A 21,858-nucleotide genomic window follows, 5' to 3' on the forward strand; every position below is an offset into this window, starting at 1 on the left:
GTTCGAGCGTTTATGATATTCATAGTTGCTAACAGCTTCAACGTTCTCTGAGATAAAATATCCTCTATGGACACGAGAACAGCTATTTGGTGCATTGGTTAGAATGACATCCATCTCTTAAGTTGACACTTATGGTTAGCTACTAGACTGGTGCTTCTCTCTGCAATTGATTTAATAATCGCTTTTAATAGATTCCTGCATTAGCATGAATGACATGAACGAATTGATTCCCATATTTTTCAAAAGAAGCTGTTTGATGATTAGCCAGCTAATAGTCATTGAACAATAATAAAGACCGAAATGGGCAAAATGAGTTTCAACAGGAGAACTAAGCACAAATTTTCATTAGCTCATTTTGGTCTCCACTCAATCATTTTAAATCGAAATGTCCGATGTCCAGCCAAAATAGCGCCCAAGCTCCAGTCCCAGGCTCTGGCAATTTCGGTGTGAGCGGCGAAACCGCATTTAGTACATGAGATTTTAGCGCGATTTTTCAGGTAACATCCGACATTGATTGTTCCATCTGGTTCGGCATTGGCAATCAGCCAGTCATGGCAGCGCCATGTATTGCGCTTCAGATCGTTTAGCGTGTCAATAGAATCGAACAATGGATAGCCCTGTCTTTTCAATTCAATCAATTGATCAAGAACTCGCTCCCGCTGTGGAGTTGGTAGCCATAAATCTTCAGAATTGGGAAATGGGTAGTAGAATTGAATGGTGATGCCTCTGACTCGGGATGCTAAAAATTTCACCAGGGCTGGAATTTCATGAAAATTGAGCCGTGAAATCGTGATGTGCGCCAGCAAATTGGGATGCGGTGATGCTTGAAGATGGTCCATGATTTTATCGAAACATGGCCCTCGATTGCTCTCATGTGCCGATTTCAATCCATCGATACTCACCCAGACGACATCCGCCTCACTGTCGATAGGGAGCGTTCCGTTAGTCGTTATGCCAACCCGAAAAAATTTCTGTTGGGCATATTTCACAAGATGTTTCAAATAATAATTTCCATCCCGCCAAAGCAGCGGTTCCCCTCCTTCAAACACCAGCATTCGAACGCCCTGCCGATACAACTCATCAATTACTGAGATTGCGCGTTCATAGGAAATGTTGATTGGGTCCATCTTCCAAAAGGGACAGGAGCGACAGCGCAACGTGCAGCGATAAGTGATCTTGAAACTTGCCAGGAGCGGGGAACGCTGGTTCAGCAATCGTGCCCTCATATTATGCTTGAGAAAATACCAATAATGTGATTGTAACATCATCGGCTATATCCAATTCTTTGGTCGTATCACTTTCGAAAATATTAAATCAAGTCAAATAGTGATGCCAGCGCAGACAATCATCTTTTCTTTAATCGACTCCAATATCAATTAGCGTTCTTTAAACTCAACAGCGATGAACAAGCGAATGTCGCCTTTTGTGATGGAGGAGTCTTTCTGCCGCGCGAAACTGCAATTAAAGAGATGTCTGCATTTGCAGGAATGACAGGATTTTTTTAAAATTTTTGAATTTTAAAAATCTGCTGGATTGCAGACCCATTCTCTCATCCGATTAATTGCTTTGCCTGTTGTTGCAGGATATCCCATGCCAATTGGACATCCTCCCAAGTCGTTTTGATATTACCGATGGCCAGACGCAGCGCAAACCTATCGCGCAGTTTCGTATGGGACAGGAACACCGAACCAGTTCTGTTGACCCGTTCCAATAGCTGTTCATTGAAGCGATTGAGCTGGTCATCGTCAAAGTGTGTATCTGGTACAAAACGGAACACCACGGTGCTGAACGGCACGGGAGCCAGCAGTTCGACTTGGTCATTTTGCTGCATCATGGTAGCCAACTGTTGGGCAAAGGCGATGTGTTGGCGCAGGATCGATTGAATTTTCTCGATGCCAAAGGAACGGATCACCAGCCAGAGCTTCAGAGCGCGAAACCTTCTCCCCAGGGCGACGCTGTACTCCATGTAATTTTTTACCTCCCCTGCTTCTGGGGTGCGGAGATATTCAGGCGTCAGACTAAATGCTTTTTTGAGAATTTCGGGACGCCGACAGAACAGGACGCTACAATCGATGGGCGTGAACAACCATTTATGAGGATTGATGATGATCGAATCCGCTTTTTCCCAGCCATTGAACAAAAAGCGTTTTTCTGGTAGCACTGCTGCAGAGCCTCCATAAGCCGCATCGACATGAAGCCACAAGCCAAATTGTTCACAGATCGATGCAATCGACTCTATCGGATCCACGCTGGTAGTTGAGGTGGTCCCAATGGTGGCGATCACACAGATTGGCTTGCGACCATGCGCTAAATCGCTTTGAATCGCCTCTCGCAGCGCTGTGATGTCCATTCGATACTGATCATCGGAGCGAATTTTGATGATATTTTCCTGTCCGATCCCCAACACAATGGCCGCTTTTTCGATAGAAGAATGAGCCTGATCTGAGGTATACATGCGTAATAAGGGCAGTTCGGGGCGACCAGCCAGCCCCTTTTCACGTATGTTCAATTTCGCGAATTCCCGCGCCGCCGCCATGGCACAGAGGCTGCCCACCGAGGCCGTATCATTAATCACGGCATCGAAATGCTCTGGCAGCCCGACCATCTGCCGCAGCCAATCCAGAACGACCTCCTCGAGCTCGGTCGCCGCAGGGGACGTCTTCCAGAGCATGGCATTGACGTTCAAAGCACTGGCCAATAGCTCGCCGATGATTCCAGGATATGATCCAGTGATCGAAAAATATCCAAAAAAGCGGGGATGGTTCCAATGTGTAATGCCAGGGATGAGGATTTCATGGAAATCATTCAGGATTCTCTCTAATTGTTCTGCTTGAATCGGCGGGGCTTTCGGCAAGCGGGCTTTGATCTCTCCTGGCTTGGTCAAGGACAAAACTGGGTAATCGTCCATTTCTTCCAGATAACGAACGATCCAATCCACGCTTTGATAGGCAAAGTTTCGGAAGACCGATGACGGCAGATCACCGGCTAATTGATGAAATTCATTTGATTTTGTTTCCATCCGTTTTGTTCCTCATGGGCTTTTGAAAAAGGGTTCTGCATCTCAAAATATAATCCCACCGCGGGACTCTCCGTATTGAACAGCAAAAGTGAACTTTTATTTTAAACAAAAAATTTATTTTCTGCTTACTTGCCGACAACCTTTCTTCAAGCTGGTTTCGCTAAATTTTGGCGCTGCCGTTGAAATCGCTTATTTGACAAATCGGTGAATAAAATAGTCATTGCCGTTTTAAAAATCAAGCAGATTGTGATCAAAAATCATTCTGAAAATGAAGTAGAATTCCTGTTGATTTGCACAAATCTTTTTTTTATATTTTGGGACCTTATAATGAAATAATTAGGGCGAGTACGAATCGGAGGAAAACCAATGGGAAAAACGATGATTGAAAAGATTATTGAATCGCATTGCGGAAATTCAGTTAAACCCGGTGATATTGTGGATGTGGAGATCGATACGCGGGTTGCCAGAGATTTTGGTGGGGCCAATGTAGTGAAGCATTTGCGCGATCATAACCTTGGAATTGCCGATCCAAGCAAGACATTTTTTACATTCGATTGTAACCCTGGCGGTTCGGACCAGAAGTATGCATCGAATCAACATATTTGTCGACTTTTCGCTCGAGAATACGGGATCAAGGTGTTCGACATTGATATGGGGATCGGGACTCATGTTGCGATCGAACAGGGATTAATTGCCCCTGGCGAGACCTTTGTTTCCACCGATTCGCACGCCAACATTATGGGAGCGATTGGGGCATTTGGTCAGGGAATGGGCGATCAGGACATCGCCGCTGCCTGGGCTTATGGCAAAGTTTGGTTTAAAGTGCCAGCGACTGTGAAAGTCATCTTGAAAGGGAAACCGTCGCCTTTAGCTTCAGCAAAAGACATCGCCCTGGCGATATTGCGAGTTACTGGCGCAAATGGATTGTTGGGATTTGCCTCTGAAGTCTATGGGGACATTGTGCCGTCGCTGGATCTGGCAGACCGGATTACCATTGCCTCGATGAATACGGAAATGGGTGGCATCATTATGTTTTTTCCGCCCAATCAAGAAGTGATCGATTTCTGCTCTCACGCTCGAGGTCGAAAAGTCGAGCCAGTTTTCGCTGATCCCGATGCAAAATACGATCATGAGCTTGTCATTGATATCGATGGACTTGAGCCCCTCATCAGTCGGCCAGGACATCCAGAGGATGTGGTCTCTGCTTGCGACCTTGCAGATATCAAGATTGATTCCGCATTCATTGGCTCTTGCACAAATGGCCGTTTTGAAGATATGGTGGAAGCAGCACGGATTTTGAACGGCCGCAAAGTAGCCCCAGGTGTGGTGCTCAAAATCGTCCCGGCCACCAATTCGGTATGGAGGCGCTGCCTCGATGAGGGCATCATCGATATTTTCAAGTCGGCAGGGGCATTGGTTGGCAATGCCGGCTGTGCTGGTTGTGCCAATGGTCAGATCGGTCAAAATGGGCCTGGCGAAATCACGATTAGCACTGGTAATCGTAATTTTGCTGGCAAGCAGGGGAAGGGGGAGGTCTATTTGGCTTCACCCGCTACTGTTGCAGCCTCCGCCGTGGCGGGGATCATTACTATTGCCAAACGCATTCCAAAAGACCCAGTGCTGTTTCAGACTGGGATGGCAAAAAGGAGGCAACGCGCGGAGCCACGGACAACTGCTATTGCGAGCGAGAGGCCGACCCGATTGAATGGACGCGTCTGGGTGATCCGCAAGGATAACATCGACACCGATATGATTTTTCACAACCGGTACCTCGCCATCACCGATGTGGCGCAGATGGGACAATACACTTTCGATAATCTGGCTGGATGGGAGGACTTCGCCCAAAAAGCTAAGCCTGGGGACATTGTCGTGACTGGCAAAAATTTCGGTGCTGGGAGCTCGCGCCAGCAAGCGGTGGATTGTTTCAAAAGCTTGGGAATCGCTCTGATCATTGCAGAATCCTTTGGCGCAATTTACGAGCGCAACGCCATCAATGCTGGAATGCCGATCATTCGATCCGATTTAGTGCAAACCGATATCCAGGATGGGGAAATCATCGAGATCGATCTAAAAACTGGCAAGATCTTCCGACCTAAAAATCAACAGCAATATCAAGCAGAGCCATTTTCCCCAGTTCAGATGGAGATCTATCAGCGCGGTGGATTATTGGGCTAAGTTTATTTGGCTGAACATAAAAATTAATCCCCTTGTCATACGAATCCTTCCTGACGAAGTGAGGAGGTCGATGAGCATGTCTCATTTTTTATCTTTATAGTGCAGTGGCTCGCGATTGAAACGTGAAAAAGCCAATGCGCTCAAGATCAATCTATGCTTTGGCAGAGAACTGAGTTATCTATTGCCAGGCCGCAAATTCAAAATTATCGCCGAGAGTCAATTCTTCTCTCTATCTTCAATTTAAATCATTGATCGGCTCTGAATCTTTTTTCCACTGGAAACATCAAATTATCAGAATAATGGAGAGATCCAATGGAAAAAGAAATTGAGCCGATCATTCAAAAATATTGCGGTGCACTTGAGGAACGGATCGCAGCTTGCCACGACAAAAAGGTTGCTCGGCTCTTGAAACAGTTCCTTTTTAATGAGATTCGGCAACACTGTAAAAATAAAGCAACCCTGGCTGCTGTGCGCGCGCATATCGATTCGCTCATTCAAAAGCGATTTCAAAGCAAACCAAACTGAAATTTAGCAATGTCAGAAGTGAACAAAACTATCCCGATTGAAGAACTGGTCGTAAAATTTCCGCAATCGGTCAATTATTTGATGAACAAAGGGATCAAATGCATTGTTTGTGGGGAACCGATCTGGGGGACGCTTGAGGACGCTGCAAAGGAGCGCGGTTTTAGTGATCACGATATCGAAAGGCTTGTCGACGAGCTGAATCAACAGCTATCGCCAACCCTTTAAATCTTGAAAACTGATCATAGATATGAGGGAATCCTCCATCATAAACCAATTGCGAAAATAAAACTATCACTTGAGTAGATAAAGAAGTCACCTCTATCTCATTCATAAAAGTGCCAACAGATGCCTGCAGTCGCAGGCGTGACATTCAGAATGTGGGGACTTATTTTTGGTAGAAGTATAAATTTGATTAAGAAGGACAGCTTTATGAGAGCAAGGATCAAACGAGTTGATGGGTTAAGTTTAATCGGGAAGGCGGATTCGAATCACTGGGTGCCAATGGACACAGTGGAGGATTTTGGCGGTCATAATGCGGGCACAAAACCGATGGAATTGGTGCTATTGGGGCTTGGCGGTTGTACAGCGATGGATGTGCTATCGATTATGACAAAAAAACGCGCGCCAATCCAAGATTTTGAAATGGAGCTTGAGGCTGAGCAAGCAGCAGATTATCCAAAAGTATTCACCAAAATCAAAATCACTTACATTTTTTACGGGGACAAAGAGAAAATCAAGGGAAAAGATATTGAGCGGGCCATCGAACTCTCACGGGATGTGTATTGCCCCGTCTCCAATATGTTAAAACATTCGGTAGCCATTGAGCATCACTACGAAATTCGAGAGCCCAAAATTGGTACAGACCAATGACTGTTCTAATATGCGTCCCAGCAGCTACGGACCAATCATTTTTTCGAGTGAAACTTAGCTCTCGAGATTGAGCATCAACAAAATATGTCTTGTTTTTTTCATGAAAATTTCTATATTTCCGTTAACAAAAAACGGAAATATGGATATGGAATTGACAGAACAAGAATTGATCCGTCGTGCAAAGCAAGGAGATCGGGCAGCTCAGGCTAAAATTGTAAAAGACCATGAGAAAATGGTCTATAATTTGGGTCTAAAATTATTGGGCAACCCTGACCAAGCAGAGGGCGTTTTGCAAGAGACCTTCCTCAAGGTATTGCAAGCGCTTCCCAAATTCGAGGAAAAATCTCAGCTCTCGACTTGGATCTATCGCATCGCGACCAATCAGGCGCTCATGCGATTGCGTTCTCGCAAACGTCGTTTTATTTCAATTGAGGAAAATCCAGAATTTGAGGATAAAGATTACACGACCTTCGCTCAATCGTTGGATGCAACCCCACTGGATGACGTGCTGAATCAGGAATTGCGAGAAAAGATGGATCGAGCGATTGAGCAATTGCCAGATAATTATAAAACAGTGTTCGTGATGAAGGATATCGAAGGGATGGCATTGAAGGAAATTGCAGAAATTTTAGACCTGTCTTTGCCTGCAGTCAAATCCAATCTGCACCGCGCCAGAGTTACTCTTCGAAATAAATTGGCTGAAATGTGGAACTGAGGAATTTGCGATGGAATGTTTTGAGTCTCTGGAAAAAATTTGTGAAGCGCTTGGAGAAGATATCGATAGCCCAATGTGCAAAGAGGTTGAGGAGCATTTGCGCAATTGCCCCCGCTGTTGCGCCCACGTCGATTCGGTCCGCAAGGTCGTTCGGCTTTATCGACAGATTGGCGATGCGGAGGTGCCTGTAGCCGTGGACGAACGATTGTGGAAAGTGCTCAATCTTTCAAAGCCACAAGACTGAAGCTTGGCGCAAACCAGCTTCTATCTTTGAGCCCTACTGTTGCGCGCAGCAAATTATTATTATCCCACCGAACCAAACTAAATTCATTTTCAAATGCAGTTCAGCCCTCGCTTCCGTTCTTTTGACCCTCCACATTTTGACTCGATCATTCGTCCGCCTTTATGCGCGGAATTACCTTTGGTGACTTTATATTCATGACTACAATAAGATCGATGCTTGGTGATGAGAAGATGGCAAAAGGCACGATTATTCGCTTGACAGATTGCCGATTATTTTGTATATTACCGCCGTTTTTAAAATGCATCGCGCATGTGAGAGATCAACCATGTAACAAACGAGAAAGATTCGGAATCAGATGAGCACCCAGCCGGGAATTAAAATCCGAAAAATTGCTATCGGCGCCGACCATGCGGGATTTGAGCTCAAGGAGAAGCTCAAAAAATATCTTGCTGATCGAGGGCATCATCTTTTTGATTGTGGAACTTTCAGCACCGAATCCGTGGATTATCCGAAGATCGCCTTTCAGGTTGCACAATTGGTGAGCAGAGGCGAATATGAATTGGGAATCATGATCGACGGTGCGGGGATTGGTTCGGCGATGGCAGCCAATAAGGTCCCCGGTATTCGAGCGGCTCTCTGTTACGATCTTTCGACCGCACGCAATAGTCGCGAGCACAACAACGCCAATGTCCTCACTCTGGGGGGTGGGCTGATCGGTTTTGAATTGGCCAAACAGATCGTCGATACCTGGCTGGCATCAGAGTGCACAGTCGATCGACACCTGCGCCGAGTACAGATGATCCATGACATCGAACAAGGAAAATTCACTGTGAATCAGATAACGATGCCTCCAGGTCCCTCATCTGGGTTGGCAATTTCCGAGGAAGACGTTAAGAAAATCGTTTCGAGAGTCCAAACTTTATTACAGCAGCAGATGGGAACTGGTGCGATGTGGACATCCGCTAGTTGTCAAAATCCCACATGCAATTCGTGCGGCCAATGTGCGAATAAGGCCCCTGATGCCGTTCGTCAATTTATTTCCATTGGTGCTGCGCGCATCTCTAATGCTCCAGGTGGCATCGGTGCCCCGCAGGACATCGCCAAATTTATTGACCACACGCTGCTCAAGCCAGAAGCTACGATTTCGGATATCGAACGGGTTTGTCAGGAGGCAGTGAAATATCAATTTGCAGCGGTGTGTATTAATCCCTGCTATGTGAAATTGGCGCATGAATTGACACGTGGATCCAATGTAAAAGTTTGTAGCGTGGTTGGGTTTCCGCTCGGGGCAAGCATCACCGAGATTAAAGCCCTGGAGGCTCGGCGAGCGATTCGCGACGGGGCGAAGGAGATCGATATGGTAATCAACATCGGTGCACTCAAAAGCGACAATGATGAATTGGTGTTTCGGGACATCCGGACTGTGGTGGATGCTTGTGTGGATGGAAGCGCAATCTGCAAGGTTATCATTGAAGCAGCGCTCTTGACCGATGAAGAGAAAGTGAGGGCGTGCGAGCTGGCAAAGCGGGCGCGAGCCCATTATGTGAAAACGTCGACGGGATTCGGCCCCGGCGGTGCGACTGCGCATGACGTCGCGCTGATGCGACAGGTGGTGAGCGGCACACGAATGGGCGTGAAGGCTGCGGGCGGCATCCGATCGCTGGCAGACGCACAAAAGATGATCGAAGCGGGGGCCACTCGGATCGGCGCCAGCGCTGGCGTGAAAATCGTCCAAGAAGCAGCAAAGGTGGCAAATCCCTGATCGCCTCGGTCTCGTTCCCAACACTTATCAGGTCACTATCGCTGCATCATCTTTTATTTTTTTATGCAAAAAATCGATGTTACATATAACTGAGAGCAAAACCGAACAAGATTAGTTATTGATGAGTCAGCCCATTTAAAATCCAAAATTCTAACAATGTTTTGAATTTGTTCACAAGGAGAGCTCTGTGGTTGACCTACGCGCTTATGTCTTTTTGGACAATCTTCAGCCGCAATACGCCGCCTTTTTGGGCACGGTGGCACAAGGGTTCCTGCCAATCGCCCACATGGCGTCGCTTTATGTCGAGATCTCCCCAGGGATCGAAATCAATCGTATCACGGATATCGCTTTGAAATCGACTCGGGTAACGCCGGGGATGCAAATTGTGGAACGCCTTTATGGTTTGCTTGAGATCCATTCTGAGTCTCAGGCGGACGTTCGGCAGGCTGGTCAGGCGATTTTGGACGCGTTGGGTTTAAAGGAAGAAGATCGCTGGAAGCCGAAGATTTACTCCAGCCAGGTGATCCGACGAATTGATGACCATCAGACGCAATTGATTAATCGCATGCGCCACGGCAACATGATCATTCCGGGCCAGACATTGTATGTGATGGAAGTTGCCCCGGCAGCTTATGCCGCACTGGCAGCGAACGAAGCGGAAAAGGCCGCCGAAATTAATATCCTAGAGGTTCGAGCTTTTGGCAGTTTTGGACGCGTTTATCTGGGAGGAGAGGAACGCGATATCGACGTGGGGTGGCGCGCGGCTGTTCATGCCATTGAAAGCGTCACTGGCAAAATGTTTGAAGGAGCGTCTTAGGTCGCTATCCCTCTGCGCCAAAATATTTTATTGCTGATGCGTATCAACCCCATGGGCTTAAAGTTCTTCATCTTTCCATAATGAAAAAATAACGGACGCTTTTAAGGGAAGCTCATAAATTTTCCAACTTTTTTTCAGACTTCTGTGCAATGAGCCGATATCGATCAATCTCCTGTCACTGTTGAATAGGTAGGAGTCTATTTTATTTTAACAAGTCACAACTCAGGCATGCCCGCATTAACAGGCATGCCCCGATTTTGCAATTTATTTGAATTTTATGAAAGTCTCAGTTATTTAGTTAACAAGTTTAGGACAGCGCATTGACAAATTGGTTTAGAACATTTTACTGGTACTCAGGAGGAATGAAGCATGGCCGAAGCTTTAGGAATGATTGAATGTCGTAGTTTTCCAGCAATGGTGGAAGCTGCAGATGCCATGGTTAAGGCTGCCAAGGTTGAGTTGGTCAGTTACGAGAAAACTGGGGGAGGATACGTCACTGCGATCATCCGTGGGGATGTTGCTGCGGTAAAGGCCGCTTGCGAAGCTGGACAAGCTGGTGCCGCCAAAGTGGGTGAGGTCGTTGCCGTGCATATTATCGCTCGGCCGCACAGCAATGTGGACCTGGTATTGCCATTGGGCAGAAAGGAACAGGTAGCCGCAGAGCTGAAGAAAACCAAGCGCGATGAATAATCAATAAAGGGCTGGATAGAAGCCGCAAGTCAACGACGCTGCAAGTTGCTCTTGTTTGCTTTTAAAAATTTTTCAGCCAAGAGGCAAAACTATTTTTCCTTGCGTTAATAGCGGCTGAGAAAGAATTGAACTTCTGAAATAGCCCCTGATTCTGAATAGTTGGTAGCGAATAAGTTTGAAGCCATAAATTTGAGACAAATTGCTGCCAGAGTTATGAGCAGGAAAAGCTATGGTATTAGCCAAAGTAATTGGGACCGTGGTCGCCACGCGAAAAGAAAAGAGCATGGAAGGGCTCAAATTCCTGCTTTTGCGACAGGTCGACCTCGATGGCAACGAGATTGGGGGTCATATCGTTGCTGCTGATGCTGTTGGTGCAGGTCTGGGCGAAATGGTGCTTTATGCCACTGGTAGCTCGGCTCGACAAACCGTAATGACTGATAAGCGGCCTTGCGATGCGGTCATTATGGCCATTGTGGATAACTGGGAAGTGAACGGACAGATCAAATACAAAAAAGGACAACATGATTGACCTGCTCCGCCGCCTAATATTTTCCATTAGCCGTGCAATGACAGATTGTTGAGATTTAAACTCCAATGAAACCGCAGGCTGATTTGGCATTTAATGAAATAACAGGTAGCGCAAATTGGATCGACCTTTTTTAATCGGCAAAAAGATCTATCTCCGACCAGTAGAGCCTGAGGATGCGGCATTTCTCGCTCGGGGGGAAAATCACCCAGCGGTGCGCGAGGCGTTATTTCTGGCATTCCCCGTGAGTATGGGAACTGAGCTGGAGAAGATCGAGCAATTCATCAAATCCAAAGAAGCAATTGTGCTGATCATTGTAGACCAGCAGACGAATCAACCAGTCGGCCAGACCGCATTCTTTCGCATCGATTTCGTCAGCCGAGCGGCCGTTTTTTATCTGGCAATCCTCGATCCGAGCCATTGGTCGAAGGGGTATGGCTCGGAGGCCACACAACTCATGGTTGATTACGCATTCGAGACGCTCAATCTCAATCGCATCCAGCTTCATGTCTGCGCCGAAAATACCCCTGCCATTCGGATTTATGAGCGCGCTGGATTCAAAAAAGAGGGAGTTTTACGACAGGCTATGTTTCGCAACGGGGCTTATGTGGATTTCTGGGTGATGGGCATCTTGCGGAGCGATTGGTCGGTGCGATCTCAAAATAGCCAAGTCTTTTCGGCATAAGCCAATCAAATCCAGCCATAAATTCATCGACACAATAGGTATTTTTCGCCGGTGGTTGAATGATCTTAATAGTTGATTAGAGACTTTCGTTCACATACAACAATTATTTGGTTTATCATGCGATCACTTTAACGCTGGAGCGAACCCTTGTCTTTCCTTGGTGAAAATCAGATCGAAACGATCGCCCAAAAAATTGTGGAGATCATTATTGGCAAGAGCTCAGTGCCGGACGCGGGTATAAGGAGTAGCTCGGTCTTTCGTTCAGGCTGGTTGGGGATTTTCCCCACCATCGATGAAGCCGTGACCGCGACTTCGATCGCTCAGCGGCAATTGACCAGCATGACGCTCCGAAAGCGAGATGAGATCATCGCCAGTATCCGAGCCATGATGCTGGAACATGCGCGGGAGTTGGCCGAATTCGCCGTTGCAGAGACAGGGTTGGGCCGCGTCGAAGATAAGATTGCCAAAAATAAATTGGTGAGCGAGAAGACGCCTGGGACAGAAGATCTCTATCCGATTGCCCGATCTGGAGACCACGGGCTAAGCTTGTTCGAGCCAGCGCCTTATGGCGTTATTGGCGCCATCACGCCAATTACCAACCCCACTTCTACGATCATCTGCAACACGATCGGAATGGTTGCAGCGGGCAACGGGGTGGTTTTCAACGTTCATCCTGGGGCAAAAAACACCTCAATCCAAAATATCCATTTAATAAACCAGGCTATTATCCAAGCTGGTGGGCCCGTGAATTTGGTCAGTGGCATAACCGAGCCAACAATTGCAACGGCACAGCAATTGATGCGCCATCCTGGGATACGAATTTTGGTCATCACAGGCGGAGGTGCTGTGGTCCGAGAAGCGATGAACAGTGGCAAGCGAGCCATTTGCGCTGGGCCCGGCAATCCACCTGTGGTAGTTGATGAAACCGCTGATTTGGAGCGCGCTGGCGAGTTCATCGTGAAAGGCGCATCGTTCGACAATAACATCATCTGTGTGGATGAAAAGGAACTCATCGTGGTTGAGGCAGTGGCAGACCAATTGCTCAGGATCATGCAGAACAAAGGGGCGATCTTGCTAAAACCCCAGCTTCTCCCCCAGCTCGAGCAATTATTGTTCGAGAAAACGAACGGGCCGGCCAAGCCAGGGATGATAAATAAAAGCTTGATCGGCAAAAATGCCAATTTGATCCTCTCGAAATTGGGGCTATCGGTCGATGATCGGATTCGATTGGCCGTCATCGAGGTCGATCGCACCCATCCGCTGGTCTGGACCGAACAGATGATGCCAATTTTGCCGATGGTGCGGGTGGCGAATGCGGATGAGGCAATCGATTTGGCAAAACAGGTAGAAGGTGGAAATTATCATACTGCGGTTATGTATTCCCGAAATCTGGACAATCTCAGCCGGATGGCCCGGGAAATTAACACGACAATTTTTGTGAAAAACGGTCCCGCCTATGCTGGATTAGGATTTGGCGGCGAGGGATACACTTCTTTTTCTATCGCCAGCCCAACGGGAGAGGGCTTAACAGGTCCGCGCAGTTTCTCAAGAGAGCGGCGTTGCGTGTTGGTAGATCATTTTCGGATCGTTTAATATGAAACTATACCCTGCAATTGCGCTGATCGAGTTTAGTAGCATTGCCACCGGAGTAATTGCTGGCGATGCGATGATCAAAAGAGCGCCGATTTCCATGTTAAAGGCTGGCACGGTCAGCCGAGGAAAATATCTGGTGATGATTGCTGGTAGCACAGCAGCGGTCGAGGAATCTTATCGGGCTGGTCTAAGCGTCGGCGAAGCTGCGGTCATCGATAAGGTTTTTCTGCCTGATGTGCATCCGCAGGTGCTCGACGCTATCCTTGGAGCAAGAAAAAAAATCAGCTCCGAGGCACTCGGGCTGATCGAAACCGCATCTATTGCCGCGACGATCGCCGCCGCTGATGCTGGCATCAAAGGGGCGATGGTCGATATCATCGAAATTCGGCTGGGCGACGCATTGGGCGGCAAGGCATTTGTGATGATGAACGGAACAGTCCACGACGTCACCGCTGCAGTTACCATTGGGCTGAAAGCGATCTCCAATGAAGCGCTTTGGCGCAATCATATCATCATCCCATCGTTGCATCACGAAATGGCCCGTCAGATCGACCGTTCGAGCCGATTTGCCCTGGTAGAATATCAAAAATTAGCTGGAGACGAGAGCGAACATGTTACTGGGTAAAGTGATCGGCACTGTTACGCCCTGCGTGGTTTACCCCGGACTCGAAGGCGTTCCGCTTCTGCTGGTTCAGCCGCTGAGTAAAAACTCCAAAGCGGTCGGCAAGCCCATTGTCGCCTGCGATGCCACCCGAATGGCTGGTCCAGGAGAACTGATCTATTACGAGGGCGGCCGCGAGGCAGCGCTGGCATTAGATCCCTGGTTCGTCCCAGTGGATCACACCATCATTGGCATTGTGGATGGCGTCCATCTAATCGATGAAAGCTCTCAGTCCGAGTGAAATTCAACTCTTTCAACCTCGCAGACAGCAAGTTCCTGCTGCAAAATGTCAAAAAGAGGCTATATTTTCACGCCGGCGAAGGCAGGTATCTCAACATTCGGTTGACCTAACGATCAGTTTAGAAGGAGGTTCCTGTGCGCAAGCCAGCGGACAGAAATGAGAGGGCTCAACCATAGCGCTTTTTGCAACAGAAACTCGCTAGCTAATTTGTTAGAATTGGAGAAAAAGTTGTGATTATCGGCAAAGTCGCTGGAGAAATCTACTCCACGATCAACCACAGTTTCTATGATCAAAAAAAACTGCTGATCGTGGACAAATTGGACCTAACTGGAACGCCCACAGGCGACTATTTGATCGCAGTAGATTCCGTCGATGCTGGGCTCGGTGAAACGGTATTGGTCATTGATGAAGGCAATTCGGCCCGACAGGTAGTAAGCGATCCCAATGCGCCAATCCGCTCAATCATTATCGGGATCATCGATGCCGTGCGCATTGAGAGGTGACTTCAATTCAAGAGCGAGATAGCAGCGTTCATCCTCCGTTCGCCGTTCCTTCGGTCCTCGCTCAAGCCAGTCGCTTCAGGTTGTCAAATTTATATCGATGCAAAGGATGAAATATTTGACGAGCTCAAAGAGATTTGCTTTTACGATTTTGGGCCCTATTTGCATTCTTTCAGAAAAGCGTTATATTTAATTGATCGTTATTTAATCTTATTTCGAATTGCTAATCGAACCAAGCGTAGAAAGATTATATGGCGAATGAATGGCAATTGCGACGGGAGATCGTCGCGATTGGCAAAAAGGCTTACGAACGCGGGCTGGTGACGGCCACAGATGGGAATATCAGCGTGCGAGTCATGGGAGATCGTTTTCTGATCACACCGAGCGGCAGTTGCCTCGGAGAATTGGCACCCGAACAATTGGTTTATGTCGATTTTGAAGGCAAGACATTATCTGGCGGTAAGCCAACTGGAGAGCTGGCCATGCACCTGGCTGCTTATCGAGAGCGGCCAGACATCCATGCCGTCTTGCATGCACACCCACCAATTACCACGGGCTTTACCATCGCTGGCGAATCACTGGCGCAATGCGTCATCCCCGAGGTTGTGGTGATCTTCGGGACCATCCCTACTACGGAATATGCCACTATTTCAACTGAAGAGGGTGCCAAAGTCATTCGGGAATTGATCCGCGACCATGATGCTTTGATATTGGATCGGCATGGGACAATTACAGTGGGAAAAACCCTCATCGACGCATATCGCAAACTCGAGAAGGTCGAATATGCCGCCCAGGTCACCCTGGTTGCCAAACAATTGGGCAAAGTGAAAACCTTATCGCGTGAACAAATTCAAAAATTGGAAGCCGTCAGGCAAAAATATGGCTATCAGGGCCGAAAATCGCTATGCGAGGCATGTGGCCTCTGCAATATTTCATGAAATCAGTCAGCGCTGACGACTTCATCCAATTGAATTAAAGCATCGACAAATTGCCGTGATCGCCAATTGCGCGAATTGACCCAATTAACCCAATTTTGCTATTCGCCAAATTAGCTTTATTCGTTTGAATTCGCTGTTTTATTCTATATCCCATCGCGCCAATCCAGATGAAGGAGAACAAATTTTTGACTGCAAATCAGCAAGAACCGATCCAATCCACATACGACTGTATCCCCTGTGCTATCGGGAGCCTGATCACTCTATTTAAAAAAGGACTGGTTTCAGAAAGGGATCAGGAAATCGCCATGCGAGCATTATTGCGTTATCTCAGCACCATTGATTTCCATCAATCCCCTCCCCAAATCGGTCAACAGATGCAACGGATCATTCGACACGTGCTCAATAATCCTGATCCGTATTTAGAAATCAAACAGCAATTCAATCGCTTGCTTCTCGATCATTACGTTGAATTAAAAGCATGGGTGGACCAGGCGGCAGATCCATTTCAGATGGCATTGCGATTGTCCATCGCTGGAAACGTGATCGATTTCGGTCCGAATCAACGCTTTGATGTCCACCAAACATTGGAACGGGCAAAGACTATTGTCCTGGCGATCGATGATTCAGAGCCTTTGCGCCAGGCCATCTCGAAAGCAACGCTACTTCTCTATTTGGGAGATAATGCTGGCGAAATCGTGTTGGATCGTATTTTCCTGGAAACGATTAACCATCCCAATGTCTATTTTGCTGTTCGCAGTGCGCCCATCATCAATGACGCATTGCTGGAAGACGCAATCATGGTAGGAATCGACAAAATTGCCCATGTCATCACCAATGGGGATGATGCGCCTGGGACAATCTTAGAGAACACCTCAGCCCAATTTAAGACAATTTTTGACCAAGCGGATCTGATCATTTCAAAAGGCCAGGGCAATTATGAGGGTCTTAGCTGCGTTGATAAAAATATCTTCTTTTTGCTAATGACCAAATGCGAGCATGTCGCTAATCATCTTGGAGTAAAAAAAGGTGATTTTGTGGTGAAACAAGGACAAGGTTGTTGAGTTAAACTGTGTTAAAATTCTTGATGATCATTGCATGAGGGTTCTACAATTGAATCCATTCGAATTTTGCTCGTCGCTGCTAAAAAAGTTTAGGAATCCGTTTTGTCTCATTCATCGATGTACGCATTGATTTTATTCATAAATTAACAGATGAGCTGTTGAAAATAGCTTTTTGTATTTTGCAGAAATTCCTCAAATGTACAAGCAATGGAGAAACCCATGTATCCAGTTCTTTTTAGATTTGGTGCCTTTGAGCTCCGCAGCTACGGTCTCGCTCTGGCGCTGAGCGTGGCGCTGGGAATTTGGATTTCTTTGAAGCGAGCGCCTCGCTATGGAGTCAAAAAAGAAACGATTCTCGATCTGGCTGTGATCATTATGCTGGCAGCGATCATTGGCAGTCGATTCTGGTATGTGATCTATCATATTGATGAATTTCGCGGGCATTGGTTCGATACCATCAACCCGTTTCAGGGTGGCACGATCGGGATTGCTGGTTTATCCATGGTCGGCGGGGTGGTTTTGGCAATTCTTTCGGCGCTGGTCTACGCGATGGTCAAGAAATTGGACTTTCTGAAGTTGGGCGATACCATCGCCCCAGTTTTTTTACTTGGCGAAGGGATCGTCCGCGCTGGTGGCTGCTTTCTGAACGGCTGTTGTTTCGGTCGCCCTACCGATAGCCCGCTGGGCATTGTTTTTCCTCCAGAGGGCGTGGCTGGTTCGCTGTTCCCTCACACGCATCTTTGGCCTGCCCAACTGTTCGCCTCTGCATTGGGTTTCATTGGATTTGCCCTCGCCCTCTGGCTTGATCGAAAATCCAAATTCAAAGGATTTACCTTTTGGCTGGTGTTCGGGTATTATGCAATCGATCGGTTCATCGTAGATCAATTTCGCTATTATGAATCACCTCAAGTATTAGCCACATTAGGGCCGATCACTTTTAACGCGAATCATTTGTTGCTGGCCGGATTGTTTATTTTCAGCGTCTTTTTCTTCATTCGAGGCTGGCGCCAGCAGCAGAGGTCAGAGAGAAAATAGATTGATGTGTTCCTGAGTTCGCTCGACTTGATGGAACGCATCCTGTTGTGACCTAACACAAAATCAAAAAAGTTCTTTCGATGAATTGAATGGGGGACAAGATGAATTGAAATGGCTCAAGGCTGCAACTTTCTTAATTTTCGCTTGGGCACCTTCTTCTTGTACCCTCTTTCTGACATCTTCAATTTACGATCGAATGATTTCTTTCATGAACGCAATGGCAAAATTAGTAGCTCTGAAAAATTTAAATTGCATCCCTGGCATGATCTATGCCCCAAAGAAAGCTTCATCCTCATCAAATGGCCATTGTCTTCAATTTAATATTGATCGATCATTTTGACTGAGCATTCAATCGTAAAAAGTGATATTCAAAAAGAATTTTTCTGCCTGCATAATCTATCTGTGAAAATCAATTTATTGAGCATCTATTGGGTTTTGATCGTCACGACCCATTTGAAAATTTCTAATGAAGCAGCCTTATTTATCGCCCACAGCTTTTATGGCCCGAACATCAAAATTTGGAATTTAACCTTATTGGCTTATTTCTTGGCTGTTTGAAGATTTTGATCTCCATCCTCGATATGATAGTCAGCTTTCGAAAACAAAAATAAGGTGCTTTGATTTCACCCGACATGCTATAGCTTCTCCATGTTGCGGATTTGCTTTATCCAGCCACTAACAATTTTAGGCAGCCAAAGCGCATTTTATCCTATTTCTGGGGAAATCAGCCGAGCAGAGGATTCTGAGAGTAGACACTTTTGGCTCTAGATCCGATTAGCTTGAAACATTGGGGCGAATGGATGAGCTTCATTGATTTTGATAAATAGCATGCTGAGAATTGCATCCATTGACATGGAATCAACATTGAAAACAATTTCTGCTGAAGATCTCTCCTCCTTAAAAATTTCAATTTTTCTCGCCCACGGCTGAGTCAAATTATGTGGATATGTGAAGATATGTTTCAATCCTACAAAGCAGGTGCTAATAATTAGCTGGCAACCAAAGCTACATTTTGCGGCATACAATGCAAACATACGGAATGGTGAGGTGCAAAGCGCCGTTCATATGAGCAATGCGATTCAATTTTTGTTCAACAATTTCAAACACAGGCTTTCGATCTTCTGGAGAAAGGATCTTTTCCCAACTTTCTAAAAACGCAAGCTTGATGAAGAAATGACCGAACATGGCACTGCCATCCAAAAAACTCATCGAAAAATGATCTTCATGAATTTTCTTGATGCGAAAACCTGCAGTGGTGATCATTTTCAGCGTCTGATGAAGGGGTCTGCGTTTTTCATGAATATGTTTGTGCATCTCGTCAATTTCCCGCCGCTTTCCCATCTCGCTTAAGGTTTGTTCGAAAATTTGATAAAACTCCTTCATGGTTCCTGGAAGGTTGACAGTAAGAATAAATTGGGCGTGAGGCTGGCTCACCCGTGCACATTCTGCCAAAACAGCCTCAGGATCGGACACATTATTGATCCCATTATTGGACACGATCAAATGAAAAAAGAGAGCGGGAAAAGGCAAATGTTCTCCCAGTGCTTGGATTAAAGCGACATTGGATAGGGCTTGACCGTGAGCCTTTAATTGAGCTCGCTTTAGAGCGGCGAACCATGGGTCAATCCCATAAATTTGACATGAGGCACCCATCCGATTGGCCAATTCGATCAATGGGAAGCCCGCTCCACAGCCGAGATCCAGTACATTCATCTTCGGCTTCATCAAAACGCTATCTAAAAGTCTCAATCCGAATGGCGCAGACCACAATGGGAGATCATCCAGAATCGAAACGAGCAATGGATCGTTTGAATCGAACTTCTGACTGACATAATTGTGCATGATTGAGATCCCGTGGTTCGTTGATTTTTTGAATATCACGATGAGTGATGCGCAGCAGGATCGAAGATCAGCTGCGAGGAATCTTTTATTGCTGGGGAACCCATAAGTTGCCCATCAGTAGAATAGTAAAACTTTAAATAAATTGCAACCATTATTTAACAATAGGAGTGATTCAGCATGAAAAATTTTCTCCTCGTTGCCCTGGTACTCATGTTTTCACAACTTTTCTCTCCCCAAACAATTTTTTCCTGTACCAATTATTTGATCACCAAAGGTGCCGCTGTCGATGGCTCGACCATGATCACCTATGCCGCTGATTCGCATGAGCTCTATGGTGAATTATATTTCACGCCTGCTGCCGATCATCTTCCTGGCACGCTGCTCGATATTTACGAATGGGACACGGGCAAATTTTTAGGCCGGATCAAACAGGTGGCTCACACATATGCGGTTGTAGGCAACATGAACGAACATCAGGTCTCTATTGGGGAAACAACCTGGGGTGGTCGCGAGGAATTGAAGGATCCAAAAGCCATCATGGATTACGGGAGTTTGATGTACATTGCCCTGCAGCGCGCAAAAACCGCCCGCGAAGCCATCAAAGTGATCGCGGATCTCGTTGCTGAGTATGGCTACTATAGCTCGGGCGAATCGTTCTCTATCGCCGATCCCAATGAGGTCTGGATCATGGAGATCATCAGCAAAGGACCGAACAACAAAGGGGCGGTCTGGGTCGCTCGTAAGGTGCCCGATGGCTACATTTGCGCTCACGCCAACCAAGCTCGCATTCGGCAATTTCCATTGAATGATAAAGAGAACTGCCTTTATTCCCCTGATGTGATCTCCTTTGCGCGCGAAAAGGGCTATTTTACAGGCGAGGACAAAGATTTCAGTTTTGCAGACGCTTACGCCCCCCTGGATTATAGTGCCTTGCGATTCTGCGAAGCGCGAGTATGGAGCATGTTCCGACGTGCAGCCCCATCGTTGAACCTGTCGATCGATTACGTAAAGGGAGTGAAAGGCGCTGAGCCATTGCCATTATGGATTAAGCCTGATAAAAAACTTTCAGTCCACGATGTTATGGAATTGATGCGCGATCATTTTGAAGGAACCGAATTCGACATGACCAAAGATGTGGGGGCAGGGCCCTTTCAGCTTCCATACCGCTGGCGTCCGCTCACTTGGAAGGTCGATACCGTTACCTATTGTAACGAACGCGCAGTTTCGACTCAGCAGACCGGCTTTTCTTTTGTAGCCCAAGCGCGCTCGTGGTTGCCAGACCCAATCGGCGGCGTATTGTGGTTCGGCGTCGATGATACCTATAGCACAGTCTATGTTCCCATGTATTGTGGAATTAAACAAGTCCCTCATAGCTTTGCAGTAGGCACTGGATCATTCGATGAATTTAGCTGGGAATCGGCTTTCTGGGTGTTCAATTTCGTGGCCAACTATGCATATTCCCGATACAGCGATATGATCAAGGATATCCAAAAGGTGCAGCGTGAGCTGGAGGGAAAATTTTTCGCCGATCAATCGGAAATCGAAGCTGCTGCGCTGGCGTTATACAAACAATCGCCACAACTGGCCCGAGATTATTTGACCGAATATTCGGTAAAGCAAGGCGATGCCACGGTCCAGCGCTGGAAAAAATTGGGCGAATTCCTCCTGTATAAATATCTCGATGGAAATGTGAAAAATGAGCTGGGAAAAGTCACCCATCCCGGCTATCCTGAATCCTGGTATCGCCGCATCGTTAACGAAACTGGCGAACATTTTAAAATGAAATCACTGCAATGACAATCCAGAATCGAGCACATCGAATCTGGAATGCTCTTACAAGAGCTCTGCTCTTCAACTTATGAGTGCTTTCAAAAACCGCAAATTCTGCTATGTACCAATTGGCGCATTTGCTGATTTGAAATTGATTCCCCCAATTGGCTAAATTCGCGGCCAAGGTAG

General features: G+C 46.7%; 22 protein-coding genes and 1 pseudogene. 20 read left to right on the forward strand and 3 right to left on the reverse strand.

Going from position 1 to position 21,858, the window contains the following annotated elements:
* Nucleotides 1-350: 350 nt before the first annotated feature.
* Nucleotides 351-1,268 (reverse strand): radical SAM protein, encoded by a 918-nt coding sequence (locus ONB37_00005; protein MDZ7398521.1) that lies wholly within the window; start codon nt 1,266-1,268, stop codon nt 351-353.
* Nucleotides 1,269-1,549: 281 nt separating this feature from the next.
* On the reverse strand, nt 1,550-3,019 hold the full coding sequence (locus tag ONB37_00010; protein MDZ7398522.1) for a pyridoxal-dependent decarboxylase: 1,470 nt from the start codon (nt 3,017-3,019) through the stop codon (nt 1,550-1,552).
* 366 nt (nt 3,020-3,385) lie between these two features.
* Between ONB37_00010 and ONB37_00015 the strand changes: the two genes are divergently transcribed.
* The 19 genes and pseudogenes from ONB37_00015 to ONB37_00105 all read left to right on the forward strand — a co-directional run bounded on the left by ONB37_00015 (nt 3,386) and on the right by ONB37_00105 (nt 18,057).
* Nucleotides 3,386-5,194 (forward strand): aconitase/3-isopropylmalate dehydratase large subunit family protein, encoded by a 1,809-nt coding sequence (locus tag ONB37_00015; protein ID MDZ7398523.1) that lies wholly within the window; start codon nt 3,386-3,388, stop codon nt 5,192-5,194.
* Between the two features lie 312 nt (nt 5,195-5,506).
* Nucleotides 5,507-5,719, forward strand: a complete 213-nt coding sequence (locus ONB37_00020) for a hypothetical protein (GenBank protein MDZ7398524.1) — start codon at nt 5,507-5,509, stop codon at nt 5,717-5,719.
* Nucleotides 5,720-5,728: 9 nt separating this feature from the next.
* The gene (locus ONB37_00025) at nt 5,729-5,944 is read left to right on the forward strand and encodes a DUF1858 domain-containing protein (protein MDZ7398525.1); all 216 of its coding nucleotides are present in this window, start codon (nt 5,729-5,731) and stop codon (nt 5,942-5,944) included.
* 204 nt (nt 5,945-6,148) lie between these two features.
* On the forward strand, nt 6,149-6,589 hold the full coding sequence (locus ONB37_00030) for an OsmC family protein (protein ID MDZ7398526.1): 441 nt from the start codon (nt 6,149-6,151) through the stop codon (nt 6,587-6,589).
* 145 nt (nt 6,590-6,734) lie between these two features.
* Nucleotides 6,735-7,304, forward strand: coding sequence for a sigma-70 family RNA polymerase sigma factor (locus ONB37_00035; protein ID MDZ7398527.1), 570 nt, complete (start codon nt 6,735-6,737; stop codon nt 7,302-7,304).
* Between the two features lie 10 nt (nt 7,305-7,314).
* The gene (locus tag ONB37_00040) at nt 7,315-7,548 is read left to right on the forward strand and encodes a hypothetical protein (GenBank protein ID MDZ7398528.1); all 234 of its coding nucleotides are present in this window, start codon (nt 7,315-7,317) and stop codon (nt 7,546-7,548) included.
* 379 nt (nt 7,549-7,927) lie between these two features.
* Nucleotides 7,928-8,365 (forward strand): annotated as a pseudogene (rpiB, locus tag ONB37_00045) (ribose 5-phosphate isomerase B).
* A 261-nt stretch (nt 8,366-8,626) separates the two neighbouring features.
* A complete protein-coding gene (deoC, locus tag ONB37_00050) occupies nt 8,627-9,310 on the forward strand; it encodes a deoxyribose-phosphate aldolase (GenBank protein MDZ7398529.1) in 684 nt (227 codons plus the stop codon).
* Between the two features lie 187 nt (nt 9,311-9,497).
* Nucleotides 9,498-10,127, forward strand: a complete 630-nt coding sequence (locus tag ONB37_00055) for a hypothetical protein (protein MDZ7398530.1) — start codon at nt 9,498-9,500, stop codon at nt 10,125-10,127.
* Between the two features lie 369 nt (nt 10,128-10,496).
* On the forward strand, nt 10,497-10,817 hold the full coding sequence (locus ONB37_00060; protein MDZ7398531.1) for a BMC domain-containing protein: 321 nt from the start codon (nt 10,497-10,499) through the stop codon (nt 10,815-10,817).
* Between the two features lie 229 nt (nt 10,818-11,046).
* Entirely contained in the window at nt 11,047-11,346 is a 300-nt protein-coding gene (locus tag ONB37_00065; GenBank protein MDZ7398532.1) for a EutN/CcmL family microcompartment protein, read from the forward strand.
* 115 nt (nt 11,347-11,461) lie between these two features.
* A complete protein-coding gene (locus ONB37_00070) occupies nt 11,462-12,028 on the forward strand; it encodes a GNAT family N-acetyltransferase (protein ID MDZ7398533.1) in 567 nt (188 codons plus the stop codon).
* Nucleotides 12,029-12,175: 147 nt separating this feature from the next.
* Complete coding sequence (locus tag ONB37_00075) at nt 12,176-13,621, forward strand: aldehyde dehydrogenase EutE (protein MDZ7398534.1); 1,446 nt, start codon at nt 12,176-12,178, stop codon at nt 13,619-13,621.
* A gap of 1 nt (nt 13,622) precedes the next feature.
* Nucleotides 13,623-14,246, forward strand: a complete 624-nt coding sequence (locus tag ONB37_00080) for a BMC domain-containing protein (protein ID MDZ7398535.1) — start codon at nt 13,623-13,625, stop codon at nt 14,244-14,246.
* Nucleotides 14,233-14,523 (forward strand): EutN/CcmL family microcompartment protein, encoded by a 291-nt coding sequence (locus ONB37_00085; protein ID MDZ7398536.1) that lies wholly within the window; start codon nt 14,233-14,235, stop codon nt 14,521-14,523. Before ONB37_00080 ends, ONB37_00085 begins: the two co-directional genes overlap by 14 nt.
* Before the next feature lie 230 nt (nt 14,524-14,753).
* Nucleotides 14,754-15,026 (forward strand): EutN/CcmL family microcompartment protein, encoded by a 273-nt coding sequence (locus ONB37_00090; protein MDZ7398537.1) that lies wholly within the window; start codon nt 14,754-14,756, stop codon nt 15,024-15,026.
* Between the two features lie 248 nt (nt 15,027-15,274).
* Nucleotides 15,275-15,961, forward strand: coding sequence for a class II aldolase/adducin family protein (locus ONB37_00095; protein ID MDZ7398538.1), 687 nt, complete (start codon nt 15,275-15,277; stop codon nt 15,959-15,961).
* Nucleotides 15,962-16,146: 185 nt separating this feature from the next.
* On the forward strand, nt 16,147-17,022 hold the full coding sequence (locus tag ONB37_00100; GenBank protein ID MDZ7398539.1) for an ARMT1-like domain-containing protein: 876 nt from the start codon (nt 16,147-16,149) through the stop codon (nt 17,020-17,022).
* Between the two features lie 219 nt (nt 17,023-17,241).
* Entirely contained in the window at nt 17,242-18,057 is an 816-nt protein-coding gene (locus ONB37_00105) for a prolipoprotein diacylglyceryl transferase (protein ID MDZ7398540.1), read from the forward strand.
* A 1,005-nt stretch (nt 18,058-19,062) separates the two neighbouring features.
* On the opposite strand, the gene ONB37_00110 is transcribed toward ONB37_00105, so the two are convergent.
* On the reverse strand, nt 19,063-19,899 hold the full coding sequence (locus tag ONB37_00110; protein ID MDZ7398541.1) for a class I SAM-dependent methyltransferase: 837 nt from the start codon (nt 19,897-19,899) through the stop codon (nt 19,063-19,065).
* 210 nt (nt 19,900-20,109) lie between these two features.
* Between ONB37_00110 and ONB37_00115 the strand changes: the two genes are divergently transcribed.
* Complete coding sequence (locus tag ONB37_00115) at nt 20,110-21,696, forward strand: C69 family dipeptidase (protein ID MDZ7398542.1); 1,587 nt, start codon at nt 20,110-20,112, stop codon at nt 21,694-21,696.
* Nucleotides 21,697-21,858: the final 162 nt, after the last annotated feature.

The organism is candidate division KSB1 bacterium (assembly GCA_034506395.1).
Lineage (GTDB): Bacteria > Zhuqueibacterota > Zhuqueibacteria > Thermofontimicrobiales > Thermofontimicrobiaceae > Thermofontimicrobium.

Excerpts from the sequence above, each read along its gene's own strand:
- ONB37_00085 (MDZ7398536.1), top strand. The coding sequence starts at position 14,233 with ATGTTACTGGGTAAAGTGATCGGCACTGTTACGCCCTGCGTGGTTTAC.
- ONB37_00105 (MDZ7398540.1), top strand. The coding sequence starts at position 17,242 with ATGTATCCAGTTCTTTTTAGATTTGGTGCCTTTGAGCTCCGCAGCTAC.
- ONB37_00020 (MDZ7398524.1), top strand. The coding sequence starts at position 5,507 with ATGGAAAAAGAAATTGAGCCGATCATTCAAAAATATTGCGGTGCACTT.
- ONB37_00005 (MDZ7398521.1), bottom strand. The coding sequence starts at position 1,268 with ATGATGTTACAATCACATTATTGGTATTTTCTCAAGCATAATATGAGG.
- ONB37_00025 (MDZ7398525.1), top strand. The coding sequence starts at position 5,729 with ATGTCAGAAGTGAACAAAACTATCCCGATTGAAGAACTGGTCGTAAAA.
- ONB37_00060 (MDZ7398531.1), top strand. The coding sequence starts at position 10,497 with ATGGCCGAAGCTTTAGGAATGATTGAATGTCGTAGTTTTCCAGCAATG.
- ONB37_00065 (MDZ7398532.1), top strand. The coding sequence starts at position 11,047 with ATGGTATTAGCCAAAGTAATTGGGACCGTGGTCGCCACGCGAAAAGAA.
- ONB37_00040 (MDZ7398528.1), top strand. The coding sequence starts at position 7,315 with ATGGAATGTTTTGAGTCTCTGGAAAAAATTTGTGAAGCGCTTGGAGAA.
- ONB37_00110 (MDZ7398541.1), bottom strand. The coding sequence starts at position 19,899 with ATGCACAATTATGTCAGTCAGAAGTTCGATTCAAACGATCCATTGCTC.
- ONB37_00115 (MDZ7398542.1), top strand. The coding sequence starts at position 20,110 with ATGTTTTCACAACTTTTCTCTCCCCAAACAATTTTTTCCTGTACCAAT.
- ONB37_00015 (MDZ7398523.1), top strand. The coding sequence starts at position 3,386 with ATGGGAAAAACGATGATTGAAAAGATTATTGAATCGCATTGCGGAAAT.
- ONB37_00010 (MDZ7398522.1), bottom strand. The coding sequence starts at position 3,019 with ATGGAAACAAAATCAAATGAATTTCATCAATTAGCCGGTGATCTGCCG.
- ONB37_00080 (MDZ7398535.1), top strand. The coding sequence starts at position 13,623 with ATGAAACTATACCCTGCAATTGCGCTGATCGAGTTTAGTAGCATTGCC.
- ONB37_00030 (MDZ7398526.1), top strand. The coding sequence starts at position 6,149 with ATGAGAGCAAGGATCAAACGAGTTGATGGGTTAAGTTTAATCGGGAAG.
- ONB37_00095 (MDZ7398538.1), top strand. The coding sequence starts at position 15,275 with ATGGCGAATGAATGGCAATTGCGACGGGAGATCGTCGCGATTGGCAAA.
- ONB37_00035 (MDZ7398527.1), top strand. The coding sequence starts at position 6,735 with ATGGAATTGACAGAACAAGAATTGATCCGTCGTGCAAAGCAAGGAGAT.